Source organism: Christiangramia aestuarii (genome assembly GCF_009735585.1).
In the GTDB taxonomy this organism is placed as follows: domain Bacteria; phylum Bacteroidota; class Bacteroidia; order Flavobacteriales; family Flavobacteriaceae; genus Christiangramia; species Christiangramia aestuarii.
Window position 1 is genome coordinate 272602 of record NZ_VJVW01000001.1, and the last position, 18351, is coordinate 290952.

General features: G+C 42.9%; 12 protein-coding genes. 1 reads left to right on the forward strand and 11 read right to left on the reverse strand.

All coding sequences use genetic code 11. The features are described 5' to 3' along the window. Positions 1-179: 179 nt before the first annotated feature. The 11 genes from FLP08_RS01130 to FLP08_RS01180 form a co-directional block, all read right to left on the reverse strand. Positions 180-1718, reverse strand: coding sequence for a YifB family Mg chelatase-like AAA ATPase (locus tag FLP08_RS01130; RefSeq protein ID WP_156273186.1), 1539 nt, complete (start codon positions 1716-1718; stop codon positions 180-182). An 86-nt stretch (positions 1719-1804) separates the two neighbouring features. Next, positions 1805-2902, reverse strand: coding sequence for a sensor histidine kinase (locus FLP08_RS01135; RefSeq protein WP_162430871.1), 1098 nt, complete (start codon positions 2900-2902; stop codon positions 1805-1807). 196 nt (positions 2903-3098) lie between these two features. Then, positions 3099-3959 (reverse strand): BadF/BadG/BcrA/BcrD ATPase family protein, encoded by an 861-nt coding sequence (locus tag FLP08_RS01140; protein ID WP_156273190.1) that lies wholly within the window; start codon positions 3957-3959, stop codon positions 3099-3101. Between the two features lie 98 nt (positions 3960-4057). Then, positions 4058-5056: a type I glyceraldehyde-3-phosphate dehydrogenase gene (gap, locus tag FLP08_RS01145; RefSeq protein ID WP_156273192.1), complete on the reverse strand. Its 999-nt coding sequence runs from the start codon at positions 5054-5056 to the stop codon at positions 4058-4060. 15 nt (positions 5057-5071) lie between these two features. Continuing rightward, positions 5072-6058: a 6-phosphofructokinase gene (gene pfkA / locus FLP08_RS01150; protein ID WP_156273194.1), complete on the reverse strand. Its 987-nt coding sequence runs from the start codon at positions 6056-6058 to the stop codon at positions 5072-5074. A 125-nt stretch (positions 6059-6183) separates the two neighbouring features. Further along, positions 6184-7629, reverse strand: coding sequence for an alpha-amylase family glycosyl hydrolase (locus tag FLP08_RS01155; RefSeq protein ID WP_156273196.1), 1446 nt, complete (start codon positions 7627-7629; stop codon positions 6184-6186). 27 nt (positions 7630-7656) lie between these two features. Continuing rightward, entirely contained in the window at positions 7657-9516 is a 1860-nt protein-coding gene (locus FLP08_RS01160; RefSeq protein WP_156273198.1) for a glycoside hydrolase family 13 protein, read from the reverse strand. Between the two features lie 54 nt (positions 9517-9570). Continuing rightward, complete coding sequence (locus FLP08_RS01165) at positions 9571-11877, reverse strand: glycoside hydrolase family 65 protein (RefSeq protein WP_156273200.1); 2307 nt, start codon at positions 11875-11877, stop codon at positions 9571-9573. Continuing rightward, a complete protein-coding gene (gene pgmB / locus FLP08_RS01170) occupies positions 11877-12542 on the reverse strand; it encodes a beta-phosphoglucomutase (RefSeq protein WP_156273202.1) in 666 nt (221 codons plus the stop codon). Before pgmB ends, FLP08_RS01165 begins: the two co-directional genes overlap by 1 nt. After that, the gene (locus tag FLP08_RS01175) at positions 12529-14049 is read right to left on the reverse strand and encodes an MFS transporter (RefSeq protein ID WP_156273204.1); all 1521 of its coding nucleotides are present in this window, start codon (positions 14047-14049) and stop codon (positions 12529-12531) included. Before FLP08_RS01175 ends, pgmB begins: the two co-directional genes overlap by 14 nt. A 127-nt stretch (positions 14050-14176) precedes the next feature. Further along, a complete protein-coding gene (locus FLP08_RS01180; protein WP_156273206.1) occupies positions 14177-15205 on the reverse strand; it encodes a LacI family DNA-binding transcriptional regulator in 1029 nt (342 codons plus the stop codon). 224 nt (positions 15206-15429) lie between these two features. On the opposite strand from FLP08_RS01180, the gene FLP08_RS01185 reads away from it, so the two are divergent. After that, positions 15430-18351, forward strand: coding sequence for a SusC/RagA family TonB-linked outer membrane protein (locus FLP08_RS01185; protein ID WP_238388426.1), 2922 nt, complete (start codon positions 15430-15432; stop codon positions 18349-18351).

Here is an 18351-nt window from a genome sequence, read left to right on the forward strand (position 1 = left end):
TTCTTCTTTATATCGTTGGTTTTGCCGCAATTTACTTCACTGGCATGTTCTATAATCCCCTAAAAGGTTATGGAAATTGGTACACTCCTCAATATCGACAAAAGGTCAAAATATTTTCTGGCTTTATACTCCTATTCGGAAGCATCGCTCTATATTTCATTTTTCAGTAAAGAATTTACTTATGCTAACCAGCCCTCACGATCCAGGCTTCGATACTGGATAGCTTCACTAATATGATCTGGCCGAATTAGCTCACTGCCTTGCAGGTCTGCGATACTCCTGGCTACCTTTAAGATTCGGTCGTAGGCCCTGGCGGAAAGGCTTAGTCGCTCCATTGCCGTTTTCAGGAGAGTTTTGGAAACATCATCCAGCACACAGAATTCACGGATCTGTCGTGGCCCCATCTGGGCGTTGTAATGAATATGCGTCAGCTCCTTAAACCTTTGCGATTGCAGGTCCCTGGCCCTGATCACGCGCTCCCTGATCTTAACACTACTTTCTCCCCTCCTTTCTTCACTCAATTTTTCAAAGGGAACCGGGGTCACCTCGATATGGATATCGATCCTGTCCAGAAGAGGTCCGCTTATTTTGCTGAGGTACCGGTTCATTTCTGAAGCTGAAGAAGTCACCGGCGCGCCGGGATCATTAAAATATCCACCGGGACTGGGATTCATACTGGCAACAAGCATAAAACTGGAAGGATAAGTGACCGTAAATTTCGCCCTGGAGATGGTCACCTCGCGATCTTCGAGTGGCTGCCGCATGACCTCCAGCACTCCTCTTTTGAATTCTGGCAGCTCATCCAGGAACAGCACCCCGTTATGCGAAAGTGAGATCTCTCCTGGTTGAGGATAAGCCCCGCCGCCGACAAGGGCTACGTCTGAAATGGTATGATGAGGACTGCGGAAAGGCCTTTGCGACATTAAACCAATATTATCTTTTATCCTACCTGCAACACTATGGATCTTTGTGGTTTCGAGAGCCTCCTGCAAGGTCATTGGTGGCAGAATGGTTGGCAGGCGCTTGGCCAGCATGTTCTTCCCGGCACCCGGTGGCCCAATAAGGATGATATTATGACCACCGGCCGCGGCTATCTCCATACAACGCTTGATCGATTCCTGGCCTTTAACATCGGCGAAATCGTGTTCAATTTCGTTCAGATTATTGTAAAAGGTCTCACGAGTATTGATCTCTGTCCTTTCGAGTGGTTTACCTTTATCAAAGAAATCGATGACCTGGGTGATATTCTCAACCCCATAAACCTCCAGCCCGGAAACTATGGCAGCTTCCCTGGCATTCTGGACGGGAAGTATAAAACCTTTGAAGCCTTCTTTTCTTGCCTGTATAGCAATAGGAAGAGCTCCTTTGATGGGTTGGAGACTGCCATCCAGGGATAGTTCTCCCATGATGATATAGCTAGAAATATCCTCGGCCTTTATTTGTTTCGAGGCAGATAGAATACCCAGGGCAAAGGTAAGATCGTAGGCAGAACCTTCCTTACGTAGATCTGCCGGTGCCATATTTATTATGATCTTTTTCCCAGGAAGTTTATAATTATTGTTCTGTAAGGCCGCGGCAATACGATAACTGGATTCTTTTACGGCATTATCGGGAAGACCAACCAGGTGGTAGCCTATTCCCGAGGCTATATTTACTTCAACGGTAATGGTGGTAGCTTCCACACCAAACACAGCACTGCCATATACTTTTACAAGCATAAATTTCTAGATTATCCAAAGGCAGGGATTTGGAAGGATTAAGATGATTATTTTCTATTCTCGTTCTATTATTTAATAAGGATCTTTCAATTTTCTGAAAAATTCAATTCGGTTCGGACCTTACCGGGTTTGTTGAAATTTGTCTTCAGACTGATGCAAAAGGTGGTGCCATTTTCTTCAGAACTTTCCAGGTCTACATTACCTCCATGAGCCATGGCCACACTTTTCACCAGGGTAAGACCCATCCCCCAACCTTCCAGGTCGGTAGAATTAGATCTAACCCCGCGGTTAAGAAATTCGAATATCTGTGACTGACTGTCCTTATCTATAGGTTTCCCGATATTATGCACTTTAATGGTTACCTCATCATCTATACATTCCATTTTCATAGTAATAACTGAATTCCGAGCACTATATTTCACGGCATTGGTGACCAGGTTTTCTACCACCCTGCGAATTGCTGTAGGATCAAAAACACCTATAACCTCCTCGCAATTACAATCGAAAGTGACCTTATTATTAAAGATCTCGGTAGCTTCCTGGTAAACCCAATTTATTTCCTTTACCAGATCAATTTCAGAAAAATTAAGGGTGATACCCTCACCTGCTTTCACACTAATGGCGTCCAGAAGCCCATCTACCAGATCAAGGGATTTTTTCAGGCTGCGCAGCCCAATTTTTTTAAGGTTTTCCAGCCTCGCCTTATCGTCACTGGCATTTATCACATCCAGCACAAAATAGGCCGTGGAAATAGGATTTCGAATATCATGGGCCAAAGTACCGATCAGCTTTTCCCTCATCTCCTGCAAGGAATCACTAAAGGAACTTGCAGAAGTAAGCATTGCGGTCTCCAGGGTATATTTAAGGGTAATTCCTACTTCCTTGGAGTACACATTATTATTCTCTAGGGTCTCAGTAAGCACCTTGTGAAAGATCACGTATTCTTTGAGGATTTGCTTAAGGGTATAGTGTGTTGAAATCGCACGATTTCTGCCGTGATCAAAACTACTTTTGATGATCTTGCCGTATTTCTCGTGCTTTTCTATTTCAAGCAGTTCGTTGTACTCGCTGAACATCTCTGCTATATCATTCAGCACCTCCGGCAACCTGTTGCGAAGGGCCTTGTTGCTGGAAATATTAGAAGCCGGGATCTCTTTTTTTACCTGAGCCTCCCAGTTCTGCATTATTTCAGCGCTATGAAGTTTTAATATTTTTGAAGCAGCGTACATGTGATGATCGTAGAGCCTATTAAATTAACATATTTTTTTGATTTTCAAAGGTTTGTAAGTTTAAATCTTAATTTAAACTGAAATTTTTCTTAAGGTAAATAAAAAAGCCACGCAGATGCGTGGCTTTAAATTATTCCTGTAAAATGAGTATTTAGGAAACCTTGATAATATTCTGTCGGTAATATTCGATCAAAGCATCGATCGGTCTCCTTACGATATTTCCTAATTCTATCCCGTAAGGCTGTAAAACCGAGCGGATAATATCTTCGCTAAAGAAAGCTATGGTACCAATAAAATGCACGGGTACCGAAGTTACCTCAGGATAAGAAAGCACCCTTGAATGCACAAAATCGGTAAGGCCTTCATGCAGTAGCTTGTAAAAATAGCCATTACGCTCGTTGGTGAAGATGAATTCAGCAAAATGAGCCAGGTAGGTATTAGGATTTTCCTTCCTGTAAAGGTTCATTTTAATGGTATCTGAATCCAGGTCGAACTTCTCCTCGAACTTCTGGGCCACCTCTGGAGGCATACGCTTATAATAATAATCGCGGATAAGTCTTTTTCCGAAGTAATTCCCACTGGCTTCATCCATTAAGATATAGCCAAGAGAATCTACGGCCTGGTGGATATCCTTCCCGTCGAAATAGCAGGAATTAGAACCTGTACCAAGGATGCAGACGATCCCTGGCTCGGTAGTAGCCGCATACACTGCTGCCACCATATCTTCCATTACCAGTACCTCATCAGCATTGGTAAAGTAATTGGCGATAATGCTTTTTAATAATTCTCTGGGAGTAGGAGTTCCGCAACCGGCGCCATAAAAATGGATCTTTTCCACTTTAGACTTCACCTCGGCAAGTTCAGGGTTTTCTGCCAGTCTCTCTTCCAAGACCGGTTCTTTGAACACAGCAGGATTCAATCCTTTGGTCCTGGTCTTGAAAACCTGTTCTCCTTCATTATTCAGAAGTATCCAGTCACATTTGGTGGAACCTCCATCAGCGATTAAAATCATTTGTCTTTGATTAAATAAAACCTGAAATAAACCCGGTTCAGTCGAATAAATTTACAATTTAATCTCGTGATACCCGGTTTATTTCAGACTTAAAAATATTATAGAGAAGCTACGTGAGCAGCAAGGTCGATAAGCTTCGCGGAGTATCCGTACTCGTTATCGTACCATGCAATTAGCTTGAAGAAATTATCGTTCAGTGCGATCCCGGCACCAGCATCGAAATTACAGGTGTGAGCATCTGAAACAAAATCCTGGCTTACCACTTCTTCTTCAGTATAAGAGATCACTCCTTTAAGTGAACCTTCAGAAGCTTTTTTGAAAGCAGCCTTGATCTCATCGTAAGAAGTAGCCTTCTCTGTACGAACTGTAAGATCTACCACAGATACATCTGTAGTTGGAACACGGAAAGCCATCCCGGTAAGTTTTCCCTTAAGAGAAGGAATTACCTTGGTTACCGCTACGGCAGCCCCGGTTGAACTAGGGATAATGTTAGCCATTGCACTTCTTCCCAGTCTAAAGTTCTTCTTAGATGGAGAATCCACGGTGAATTGTGTAGAAGTTGAGGCATGAACAGTGGTCATAAGCCCTTCTACAAGTCCAAACTCATCGTCGATCACTTTGGCTAGCGGCGCAAGACAGTTGGTAGTACATGAGGCATTAGAAACGATATGATCGTCTGCCTTTACATCCTGGTGGTTCACTCCCATTACGAACATAGGAGCTGTTTTAGACGGTGCAGATATAACAACTTTTCTGGCTCCTGCATCTAAATGTGCCTTTGCATTGTCCTTATCTGTAAAGATCCCGGTACAGTCCAGTACTACCTCAGCTTCAACATCCTTCCATTTAAGGTCGGCCGGATTCTTTTCTGAAGTTACTCGGATCTTCTTCCCGTCCACGAAAAGGTTTCCATCCTTAACTTCAACGGTACCATTATATTTCCCGTGTACAGAATCGTACTTTAATAAATATGCCAGGTGATCTACGTCTAAAAGATCGTTTATAGCTACAACTTCAACATTCTCATTTTGAGCAGCAATTCGAAAAGCAATTCTTCCAATTCGCCCAAATCCGTTAATTCCAATTTTTGTACTCATTTCTTTGGTTTTTAATTATACCGAAGTGATGTCTGCCACCCTTCGCAATTCTTTATCTATTTTGGCTTCGCCTTTAATGGCGGTAACCAGGTCTACATGTACCACTTTCTGGTGGTGAATGCCTACCATAATCTCGGTCTTATTGTCCATTAGGGCCTCTACAGCACCTACTCCCAGTTTACTGGCCAGGACGCGGTCAAAACAGCTAGGTGAACCACCACGCTGGATATGCCCTAGAACCGAAACTCTTATTTCGTATTCGTCAAGGTTTTCCTCGATATAGCTGGCAAGTTCGAAAATATTCTTTCCGCTTTTCTCGCCTTCGGCTACTACAATGATACTGGAGGTCTTTCCAGATTTCTTACTCTTTCGCAGGGAATCAATCAGTCGTTCTGCGCCAAGATTCTCTTCAGGGATAAGGATCTCTTCGGCTCCAGCCCCTATACCGCTGTTTAAAGCAATATCTCCGGCATCGCGCCCCATCACCTCGATAAGAAAAAGCCGGTTATGAGAACTGGCCGTATCGCGAATCTTATCTATGGCTTCCACAACGGTATTCAAAGCAGTATCATATCCAAGAGTATAATCGGTTCCATTGATGTCGTTATCTATAGTCGCCGGGATCCCCACAATAGGAAAATTGAATTCCTGGCTGAATAACTGGCCACCGGTAAAGGTTCCGTCGCCCCCAATAACAATAAGGGCGTCCACATTGTTCGCCTTAAGATTATCAAAAGCTTTTTTACGGCCTTCCTTGGTTTTGAACTCTTCTGAACGCGTTGATTTAAGGAAGGTTCCTCCCTTATTAATGATATTCCTTACAGAACGGGCATCGAGTTTTTCGAAGTCGGCTTCAATAAGCCCCTGATACCCCCTATATACGCCGGTGCAGTCTAATTTATAGAAAGAACATGCACGTACGACTGCTCTTATTGCAGCATTCATTCCCGGGGCATCTCCCCCGGAAGTTAGAACCGCAATGTTTCTTATTTTTTCACCCATTTACTTCAAAACTAACCCCTTTAAAATCATTAACCTAATTTCGGAAAAAACTAAAACGTTTTCGGTTAATAACTAATAAAAAAAGCCACTATAAAGTGGCTTTTTGCAAATATTTATGACTTTAATTAATTATTTATCAAAATTTTATACTCCCAGGGCTTAAACTGCACCTGCTGATCTTTGTAAATAGAAAAGTTGGAATCGTTCATATAATCTTTAAAATCTCCTTCTGCTTCCACCTTAAATGAAACAGGTTGATTCGTCATGTTGGCGATATAATATAGTGCCTGTCCATTCTTCTCTCTTTTAAAGGCAAGAACCTTTTCTTCAGCTGAAGTCTTTACATCAGTATATGTGGCAGCCTTCTTACCGCCATGCAATGCTGGATTTGAATTTTTTAGCCTACCCAGTTTTTCTAAAAGCGGGTATACCTTGCCCTTGGTTTTTGGGATGGTATCTTTTTCGAAGAACAATAACCTCTTATCCAAATCGTATTCCTGCCCGCTGTAAATCAGTGGCATCCCCGGCAGGGTATAGGTAAGTGCAAGCATGGCTTCTGAAGCCTCTCCCATTCGCTCTCTTACCGTACCGGCCCAGGAATTCTCATCATGGTTGGTCACAAAATTCATCAGGTAATCATCATCCTGAAAGCTGGTATCGATCTTCTTCATATAATCATCCCAGTCTTTCGCATTCTTTTCACCTTTGGCAATGCTGTTCATTAAGTGATGACCTTCCCAGTTGTACCCCATTTCGAAAGCATTGTGAAAAAGGTCTTTCGGATTATCGGCTTCAGCCAGCATGAATACAGGCTTTTCCTTTCTAATTTCGGAGGCAGCGGTTTCCCAGAAATCTGTTGGTACCGAGTGTGCGGCATCTGCCCTGAAACCATCTACGTCATGCTCCTTAACCCAGAAAAGCATTTCTTCTATCATTTTCTGGCGCATCTCCTGGTTGTCGAAATTAAGATCGGCAACATCTGTCCAGCCCCACGGCTCCCCCGTTTCGTCGTTAATAGGATCTGTGATCTCGCCATTCTTATCCTTGGTATAGTATTCCGGGTGCTCGGTGATCCATTCATGGTCCCAGCCCGTATGGTTGGCCACCCAATCAAGGATCACATACATCCCATTCTCGTGGGCGGTTTGTACCAGCTCATCGAAATCTTCCATATTCCCATGCTCCGGATTCACCGCAGAGTAATCTGAAATGGAATAATAGCTTCCTAAATACTTCTTTCTTTCCTCGGGATCCTTAATATCTTCCACATCCTTGTCCCCGGTCGCTTTACGGTTCTTTTCAGAAATAGGGTACATAGGCATTAACCAGATCACCTTCACTCCAAGTTCCTTAAGCTGTGGAATATCCTTGGTAAAAGCATCAAAGCTACCTTCAGGCGAATACTGCCTGATATTTGCCTCGTAGATCACGGCAGATTCGAGCATTTCATTGCTCACCGGGGCCAGGCTTAAACTATCTTTTTTAGTTTCCTGTTCCGGGTCATTTTTAGGTTCATTTTTACAGGAGACCAGAAAACTGATCAGCATTAAAATCAGGGCAATCTTTTTCATTTGTATTTATTTAGGTTATCTAAGTTTTTAATTCATTTTAGTGGTGAAGAAATATGGACCTCTCTCGGGTAGTCGTATTTTATCTTTCCACTCTATTTTTTCTCCGGAAATAAGATTCTTCATTGTAGTGCCTTTTAGGTCCAGTTCCTCGAATCTTTTAAGATGAAGGTCAAAAAGCTTTTCATTTTTGTTCAGGATAAGCACGACCTTTTCATCGCCCGAGATCCTGGAAGTAAGATAAACTCCATCTTCCGGGGCAAAATGAATGGTTTTGCCTCGCTTTATAGCTTCAGAATTTTTACGGTAGTTCAGGATGTTTTTCATGAATTTCTGCATATCCTTCTGTTCCACGGAAAGTCCTTCCCCGGTAAAGGCATTCACCTTCGAATCTTTCCAGCCTCCAGGGAAATCTGTACGAATCAGGCCATGGTCTCCTGGCTTTTCAGAATCATCCATTAAGATCGCAGTTCCGTAGTAGATCTGAAGTATCCTCGGCAAAACCGATATATAGCTGATCGCCATTTTCGTATTAGGAATATCCTCCTTAAGCTGAGTGTAGATCCTGCTCATATCGTGGTTATCCGGGAAGATCAGAATATTCTCGGGAGATTCGTAGGAGAAATCATTTGAAAGGCCCTCGTACAATTTATGCAGGCCTTTTTCCCAGCCTTCATCTTCATTGAGCCCTTCCACGATCTTGGCCTGCAGGGCAAAATCCATGGTGCTTTTCTGGTTAGAATCATAACCATTTTCCACTCCATCCTGCCAGTATCTAATAAGCAAGGGATTGTAACTCCACTCCTCGCCAACGATATTGAATTTAGGATATTCCTTCATGATCGCCCCGGCCCAGTCGCTCATAAAAGTCTTGTTGGGATAAGGATAGGTGTCCTGGCGAATCCCGCCAAGGCCAAGGGTCTCAATCCACCAGATGCTATTCTGGATAAGGTATCTAGCCATAAAGGGATTGCGCTGATTAAGATCTGGCATCGTATCTACGAACCAGCCATCGCTCATCCTCTTTTTGTCGTATTCTGAAGCATAAAGATCTTGATTAGTGGTTCTTTTATGGTTCGAAAAGATCATTTTCTCCCCATTCTCGTAGCGCTGCTGGTAGTTGATCCAGTCGCTAAATGGAAGGTCCTCCATCCACCAGTGTTCCAGCCCAATGTGATTGGCTACCTGGTCCATGATAATTTTTATATTCCTTTCACCGGCTTTATCGGCCAGTTCCTTATACTCTTCCAGGGTTCCGAACCTAGGGTCTACCCTGTAAAAATCGGTCATGGCATACCCGTGATAGGATTGATTTTTCATGTCGTTAATGAGCAAGGGAGAAGACCAGATGGCGGTAAAACCCATTTCATCTATATAATCCAGGTGATCTATGATACCTTTAATATCACCCCCGTGGCGGGCATAATGATCCTCACGGTTAATGGTCTTTTCGTTCAGGCTTTCATCTATATCGTTGGAGGTATCTCCATTTGCGAAACGATCTGGAGTGATCAGGTAGATCGCATCAGTATTATCAAAACCTACATATTCTTCCGCTGGCTTTGATCGTTTTTTTAATTCATAGTCATAAGTTTCAGTAGATCCATCAGGCATCTCAAAATTGAGTTTGAAAGTACCTGGTTTTACATTTGCCGAGATATGCAGGTTTATGAATAAATAATTGGGGGAATCGGCTTTATGAGTTTTCACTATGCTTACTCCTTCATAATCCAGGGCAGGTACAGCTTTACTAATGTCCTTGCCATAAACCATGAGCTGAAGCCCCGGTTCTTCGAATCCCACCCACCAATTAGGTGGTTCCACCCGTTCTATTTGAGAAAAAGCATTCAAACCAAGCAGAAAAATTAAAAGGAAAAATATTTTTTTCATTTGAGGTCTTTTACAAAAAAAGGGCTTTCTGAAAGATCAGAAAGCCCATACTATTTAGGCGCTTACTGTTGAATCTGGTAACACTTCAACCGCTTTACCATTTACCAGGATCTCCAGGGAGTCACTGCCTTCCATAGAGAACTCAGTCTTATCTGCAGATACATTCACCTTAAGTATCCTGTCACGGAAATTTACTTTAAAAGAGTAGGCCTTCCATTGTTCCGGGATCTGCGGCTTGAACGAAAGCTGGTCGTTCTCAACCCTCATTCCGCCGAAACCTTCTACGATACTCATCCAGGTACCGGCCATACTGGTAATATGGCAACCTTCTTCTACCTCTTTATTATAATCGTCCAGATCCAGCCTGGAAGTTCTCAGGTAAAATTGGTAAGCCTGCTCCATTCTACCTAGCAAAGCAGCCTGTATGCTGTGAACACAAGGAGAAAGAGAAGACTCATGAACCGTTAGTGGCTCGTAGAAATCGAAATGTTTCTTAAGCTCCTCCTTGCTGAAATGATCTGCAAAGAAATAGAATCCCTGCAGCACATCTGCCTGCTTGATATAACAAGATCTAAGGATCCTGTCCCAGCTCCATTTCTGGTTGATAGGGCGTTGCTTTTTGTCCAGCTGGGAAACCGGTATGATCTCCTTATCCAGGAATCCGTCCTGCTGCAGGTATACTCCGTGCTCTTCAGAATGTGGGAAGTACATGCCTTCGGCTACCTCTCTCCAGTCAGACATCTCTCCCTCATTAAGTGAGGTCAAGCCCATCACACGGGTATAATCCTCCTGGTAAGCATCCTTTACCTTGTCTATCATTTCAAGGCAATACTCAATGCACCACTTGGCGATATAGTTAGTATACCAGTTATTGTTTACGTTATTTTCATATTCGTTAGGCCCGGTAACCCCAAGGATGACATATTTGTTCTTTGCCTTACTGAAGTTAGCGCGCTGATGCCAGAACCTGGCAATAGCGATCATAACTTCCAGGCCTTTCTCCGGGATATAGCTGAAGTCTCCGGTAAACCTTACATAATTATATATGGCAAATACCATGGCTCCATTCCTGTGAATCTCCTCAAAAGTGATCTCCCATTCGTTATGGCTTTCCTCTCCGTTCATGGTCACCATAGGATACAGGGCTGCTCCATTAGAAAATCCTAATTTGGCAGCATTCTCCTTGGCCTTTTCCAAATGGTTATATCTATAGGTAAGTAGCTTCCTCGCGACGTTCTGGTCTTTGGTCGCCATATAGAAGGGAATACAGTAAGCCTCAGTATCCCAGTAAGTACTACCTCCGTATTTCTCACCGGTAAATCCTTTAGGCCCTATGTTCAGCCTTTCGTCCTTACCAAGATAGGTCTGGTTAAGCTGGAAAATATTGAACCTGATTCCCTGCTGTGCCTTTACATCTCCAGAAATAGTAATATCTGCCATCTCCCAGATAGCCGCCCAGGCGTCTTTTTGTTCCTGCTTAAGCTGATCAAAACCTTTTTTCACCGCCCTATCCAGTACCATCGAAGCTGCCTGTACAAGGTCTGAACGTTTATGATTCATATCGGTTACATACCCGGCGTATTTCACAATTCCGGCTGTCTCACCTTTTTTGGCATCAAGCACGTAAGAGAAGGTAATTTTATCGTCTGTGGTTGCAACTTCAGGAGATAGTTGCAGTTTTTCACCAGATTTAAAGATCTCAGACTGCATATAAGTTCCTACATGGAATTCGGTTTTCAGGGTTTTAGAAACCACATAGCCGCGTCCCTTATCGGCTTTTACTTCCAAGGTCTTCCAGAACCTTTCTTCCCAGTTCGCGTCTGTATTAGTGATCCCCGCATCCAGGTAAGGATCAAATTTTATCTGCGCATCCTGATTCATAGGAGTCACCTCGAACTTGATGGCTCCCAGTTCATCCTGCACTATAGAAAGAAAACGAATCGCCTTTACCTCAACCTCAATTCCATTTGGCATTTTAGCTTCAAAAGACCTGGCCAGGAAACCTTCTTTCATATTAAGCTCCCTTCTGAAATTATCCACCTTGGTGCAGGTATGGAGGTCCAGAGCTTCGCCATTCACATAAATATTAATACCAATCCAGTTTGGTGCATTAAGCACTTTTGCGAAATATTCTGGATAACCGTTCTTCCACCAGCCCACTTTGGTCTTGTCTGGGTAAAACACTCCTCCAATATAACTTCCCTGGAAACTGGGCCCCGAATAGTGTTCCTCAAAATTGGCACGCTGCCCCATGGCCCCGTTACCAATACTGAATAAACTTTCAGAAGATTTTACTCGTCCCGGGTCAAACTCTTCTTCTATGATCGACCACGCATCAGGTTTAATATAATCTTGATTCATTACTTCTCGTTATTCAATAATTTGTCTATAAACTTTAAATCTATTTCAGTGAAATCTGGAAAAACATAATCTGCTTCACCAAGCACATTTTTCTCTCCAATTCCAACACTGGTCATTTTTCCGATATTGGCCGCCTGTACTCCGGCTACCGAATCTTCAAACACTACGCACTCCTTTGGTTGTGCGTTAAGCTTATCTGCCGCGATCAGGAAAACCTCAGGATCGGGCTTGGCTTTGCTCACATCTGTCCCATCAACTATGGCATCGAACCTGTGGTACAGATCTATTTTTTTTAAGATAGGGCGGGCATTCTTACTGGCCGAACCCAGGGCGTAAGGCACCTGTTGTTCTGTAAGGTAATCCAGTATCTTTTCTACTCCCGGAAGGATCTCGCTGGCATCCATCTTATCCACATAAGATAAGTAATTTTCATTTTTCATGGCCATCTGCCTTTGAAACTCCTCTTCAGAAAGCTCCATATTTCCCCATTCGAGGATCTTTTTTAAAGAATCTACTCTGCTTACTCCTTTTAACTGCTCATTCTGCTCTTCAGTAAAATCGAACCCAAGATCATTGGCCAGTTTTCTCCAGGCCAGAAAATGAAATTTCGCCGTATCTACAATTACACCGTCAAGGTCGAATATGAATGCTTTATGATTGCTCATCTATATTTATTCTTTTGTTTGTTTGAACTCTTAAAGTTAAAAGTCCCGATAAGATCATGGAACAACCTCCCACGATCAAAGCGTAGATAGGTTCTCCATTAAATAGTTCCTTTACCAGAAACCCGAGGATAGTAGCGGCCACGATTTGTGGGATCACGATAAAGAAGTTAAAAACTCCCATATAGTAACCCATTTTTGCTGAAGGCAAGGCTCCGGAAAGCATGGCGTAAGGAATGGACAATATACTTGCCCAGGCCACACCAACGCCAACCATCGCCAGGAGTAATCCTACTTTATCTCCAAGGAAATAGACCGAGATAAGACCCAGACCACCCATGGTTAAGGCAAGTAAATGCGTTACCTTATTACTGGTCCTTCTTGCTATTACAGGCAACAGGAAAGCTACCGCCGCGGCAACCCCGTTATAAACGGTGAACATTACCGTAACCCAGTCTGCCGCATCGTTATATAATTCTGAAGTGGTATCATTGGTACCAAATACATGCCCGGTCACTGCCGGAGTGGTATAGATCCACATAGAAAAAAGGGCGAACCAGGAAAAGAATTGCACCCAGGCCAATTGCTTCATCGCCGGGGGCATGTTCATCATATCTGTGATTATAACGGTAAAGCCGTTACGCACCTCCTTCTTTCGAAGGGAAGAAACGATCATGAATAGCAGTCCGGCCACGATAAGGCCTACAAAGAGAATATAAAGTTCCTTGGTAAGTCCGTTTTCATAGATCAGGAAAGAAACGATAACTCCTACCGCAGCCATCACTGCACCGGCAATGAACTGGTTCCTGATATTTTTAGACTTGTCTACAACCTCAACTCTTTCAGGTTTGTTCTTAAGCTTCTCCTTTTCGAAGGCCTCCAGTTCTTCAGGTGAATATTCCCGGGACCGGATCACCGTCCATAATACTGCCAGGAAAAAGACCACGCCCCCTACATAGAAAGACCACTTTACAGAATCTGGGATCACGCCTTCAGGCGCGGTATTGCTTATACCGAACCAATTGGTGAACATATAAGGTAATAAGGATCCCACTACAGCTCCTACTCCAATGAAAAAACTTTGCATGGCAAATCCCAGGGTACGCTGCCGGTCTGGCAAGTTATCCCCCACGAAGGCCCTGAAAGGTTCCATAGAAATATTGATAGAGGCATCCATGATCCATAGAGTACCCGCAGCCACCCATAAAGTGGGTGAATTAGGCATAATGAATAAGGCTATGGAAGACAGGATGGCTCCAATGAGAAAATAAGGTCTTCTTCTTCCCAGTCTGGTCCAGGTACGATCGCTGAAATAACCAATAATTGGCTGCACGACCAGACCTGTTACAGGAGCCGCGATCCATAAAATAGGGATCTCCTCGACGCTTGCACCAAGGGTTTCAAAGATTCTTGAAGTATTAGCATTCTGAAGGGCGAACCCGAACTGGATCCCCAGGAATCCAAAACTCATGTTCCAGATCTCCCAAAAGCTTAAGGTACGTTTACGCATATCGTAAATTTTAATGATCACGATAAGCACTAAGACTTATCAAAACTTAAAACAGGTAGGAAGTAAAAATATAAGTTCTGATAAATTTTAACTGGGGCAAATATAAAATTTTTTTAAAATGAACCGTCTATTTCTTTGATTTAGTTGAGTTTCTCACTACCAGGCCTGTTTCTACTATGATCGTTTTATAATAATCTTCTTCTGTAGGGGTTCTTTCCAGTTTCTCGATGAGCAGACGCGCCGACTCTTCTCCTATCCTCATTCCGTGCTGGCTTACCGTGGTCAAACTCGGGATAAAACGTTTGGACAGCTCCCCATCTGTAAAACCAATTACAGATACATCTTCTGGTACTTTTTTGCCCTGCTCCTGTATACTTTTAATGGCCGAAATGGCGAAATGTTCGTTCACCGCGAAAATACCGTCGATCTCCTTATTCTTTAGGAAATCCTTGATCTCGGTTTCTGAGTCTTCCATCTCCTCGATCTTTAAAATAAGATCCTCGTTCACCGGGATATTATTTTCCTCAAGGGTTTCTCTGTAACCCTTGGTCCTGAGTTTCCCAACACTTACGTAGTCTACAGTAGAAATCAGGGCGATATTTTTACAGCCAAGGTCTACTAGGTATTGCACGGCTTTTTTCGCACCGGTCACATCATCTATGATCACCTTATCACAGGCGATCTGGTCTATCACCCTATCGAAAAGCACAAGCGGCATTCCCTGGTTGATCGCTTCCAGCAAATGATGGTAATCCTCCTTTTGCATGGTTTCTTTTGCCAGGGACAAAATGAATCCATCTGTACTCCCGTTGGCCAGCATTTCCATGTTCAGTACTTCTTTATCGAAGGAGTTATCTGAAAGACACACCAGTACATTATAGCCCATTTCATTAGCAACCTTTTCTACACCACTAATAACGGTGGTAAAAAAGTGATGTACGATCTCCGGGATAATGATCCCTATGGTCTTGGTCTTCCGGTTCTTAAGGCTAAGGGCAATATTATTGGGTTTGTAATTGTAGTGTTTGGCAAAAGCCTTGATCTTTTCGCGGGTTTCCTCCCCAATTTCGGGACTATCGCGCAGTGCTTTTGAAACAGTAGATATGGAAACATCTAATTCTTTCGCAATCTTTTTTAGGGTAAGTTTTGGCTTCATTTAGTTCCGATATTCTGTATTTAGGGTAGCTCAAATTTTGAATCCATCAAATTTACCATATTTATGTTATTGATGTCGCAACTACAAAAAGTTTTCAACACGAAAACGTTTTCGTCGCAGTGCTGGCGGGATTTCGCCGAATATTGGGAAACAATTTACATACATTTAACCTCGAGGAAGTAAAAATATAAGGTTAAATCTTAGTAAAAACCAATAGAAAATTTATGAGAACTTTATTTAAAAGCACATTGTATCTGCTATTACTGCTGCCAATGAGCTTTTTTGCCCAAAACACCGTTAGCGGTACTGTGACCGAAGCAGGCACAGATCTGCCGATTCCAGGTGCAAATGTCATTGTTCAGGGTACCTCTAATGGTACCACAACAGATTTTGATGGTAATTATACCATCGATAATATTTCAGAAGGTGATGTATTAACCTTCTCCTTTTTAGGATTCGCCAACCAGGAAATTACCTACACAGGCCAGTCCACAATCAATGTTCAGCTGGAGGAAGATTCTTCTGCACTTGAAGAAGTCCTGGTGATAGGGTATGGATCTGTAGATAAGAAAGATGCTACCGGCGCCGTTCAACAGGTTAGTACCGAGGATTTCAACAAGGGACCTATTCAAACGGCAGGTCAGCTTATTACGGGAAAAGTACCCGGGGTTAGCGTAACCTCCGGAGGTGGAGCTCCTGGTGAAGGAGAAACCATCAATATTAGAGGACAGGGATCTCTTTCCCTAACCAGTTCACCTTTGATCGTAGTAGATGGTATCCCGCTGGCAAATTCTGATGATAATGTTGGAGGATCAAGAAACCCGCTTGATTTCATTAACCCTAACGATATTGAAAGCATGACCATCCTTAAGGATGCATCTTCAACCGCAATTTATGGTTCGCGAGCTGCTAACGGGGTGATCATGATCACCACTAAAAAAGGAAAAGGAAATGAGTTCAAGTTCAACCTTTCGAGCTCTACAACTGTCTATACTCCTACCGAATATGTGGATGTGATGGATGGTGATCAATTCAGATCACTTATAAACGATATCGGTAACGAAAACGATTTAGCCAGGCTTGGAGATGCAAATACAGACTGGCAAAAACAGATCTACAATACTAGTTTTGGTTCTGAACATAACTTCAGCGCCACTGGTAGAGTTGGAGATTTTATGCCCGTACGTGCATCTTTAGGTTATACAGACCAGGATGGTATCTTAAGAGGTGATAATTTTACCAGAACCACGGCTTCTGTGAACTTACGCCCTAACTTCCTGGAAAATGACCTTAGGGTAGAACTTAACGGAAGAGGCATGTATACTGAAAATACTTTTGCTAACAGGGATGCGATCGGGTCTTCAGTAGACTTTGATCCTACCCAGCCGATCTTTGATGAAAACTCACCTTTTGGAGGTTATTTCACCTGGCTTAATGCAGATAATGTGCAGATAAACCTTGCTCCTACCAACCCGGTAGCCCTGTTGCAGTTCAAGGATGATACTTCAGAAGTAAGACGTTTTATAGGTAATGCTAAGGTAGATTACGATCTATTCTTTTTACCAGAATTAACTGCCACGGTAAATGCCGGTCTGGATAAGTCTAACAGTAATGGTAGGGTGTTCACTTCAGAGCAGATGCCTTCAGCAGACCTTGACTGGAATGGAGCATATACTTCTTATAGTAACGAATTCACCAATAAGCTTTTCGATGCTTACCTTACTTATGATAACGACTTCGACCTGCATTCTGTAAATGCGGTTGCCGGTTACTCCTACCAGAGCTTCGAAAACTACAGCTATAGCTACGACAGTGAAGCTGCCGAAGATAACCTGCAGGCTGAGTTTATAGACAGGAACAGAAGCGTGCTTCTATCTTATTTTGGTAGGTTAAACTATAACTTCGATAACCGCTACCTGGTTACCGCTACCTTAAGAGCCGACGCCTCTTCTAAGCTTAACCCGGACGACCAATGGGGATACTTCCCTTCATTCGCGCTGGCCTGGAACATTAATAACGAGAACTTTTTAAGAGGTTCTTCCCTGGTAAACCAATTGAAACTAAGATTGGGTTACGGTGAGATTGGTAACGTGAACGGACTTGGAGATTATGGATTTCTAACCAACTATACGGGTAGCCGCTCTGACGCGAATTACCAGTTCGGGAACCAATTTTATCAAACCTACCGTCCTTCAGCCATTAACGAGGAACTGAGATGGGAAGTTGGTAAAAACTATAACCTGGGGCTTGATTACGGATTATTCAACAACCGCATTAACGGATCGGTTAACGTATACCTTAAGCAGACCGAAGACCTTATTAGCTTCGTGACCGTAGATCCGCTTACTAATTTCTCTAACGCGATAGACAAGAATATCGGTGATATGGAGAATAGAGGTGTGGAATTCGAATTAAATGTGATTCCCGTACAAACGGAAAATTTCAACTGGAGCATTGGTTACAACATCAGCTACAACGAAAATGAGATCACTAACTTACCAGATGAAGTACAGGTAGGTGGAATCAGCGGTGGTACTGGAAACACTATACAGTTACATAAAGAAGGATATTCTCCTTTTAGCTACTGGGTGTTAAAACAGGTTTATGATGACAGCGGAAGACCTATCGAAGGTGCTTATGTAGATCGTAACGGGGACAACCTTATTAACGACGAGGATAAATACCTTTACAAAGATCCTTATGCAGACCTGATCATGGGTCTTAATACCAACATTAACTATAAGAACTGGGATCTTTCTGTAGTGACCAGGGCTAATTTTGGAAACTATGCCTACAACAACATGGCATCGAGTAAAGCTTTCGAAACCCGTGCCACGGCTAATTCTATCCTGAGAAACCTGCATACAGATTATTACAACACTGGGTTTGTCGCTACCACAGAGAACAATCTGGTTAGCGATTATTATATCCAGGATGCATCCTTCTTCAAATTAGATAATATCACCCTGGGTTATACCCTTCAGGAGGTTTTTGAAGGTTCTTCTTTAAGAATATATGGTTCAGCTCTTAACGTTCTTACGGTGACCGATTATGAAGGGCTTGACCCGGAGATCAGCGGAGGTATAGATAACAATTTTTACCCGAGACCAAGAACTTTTGCCCTTGGAGCAAATCTTAACTTTTAA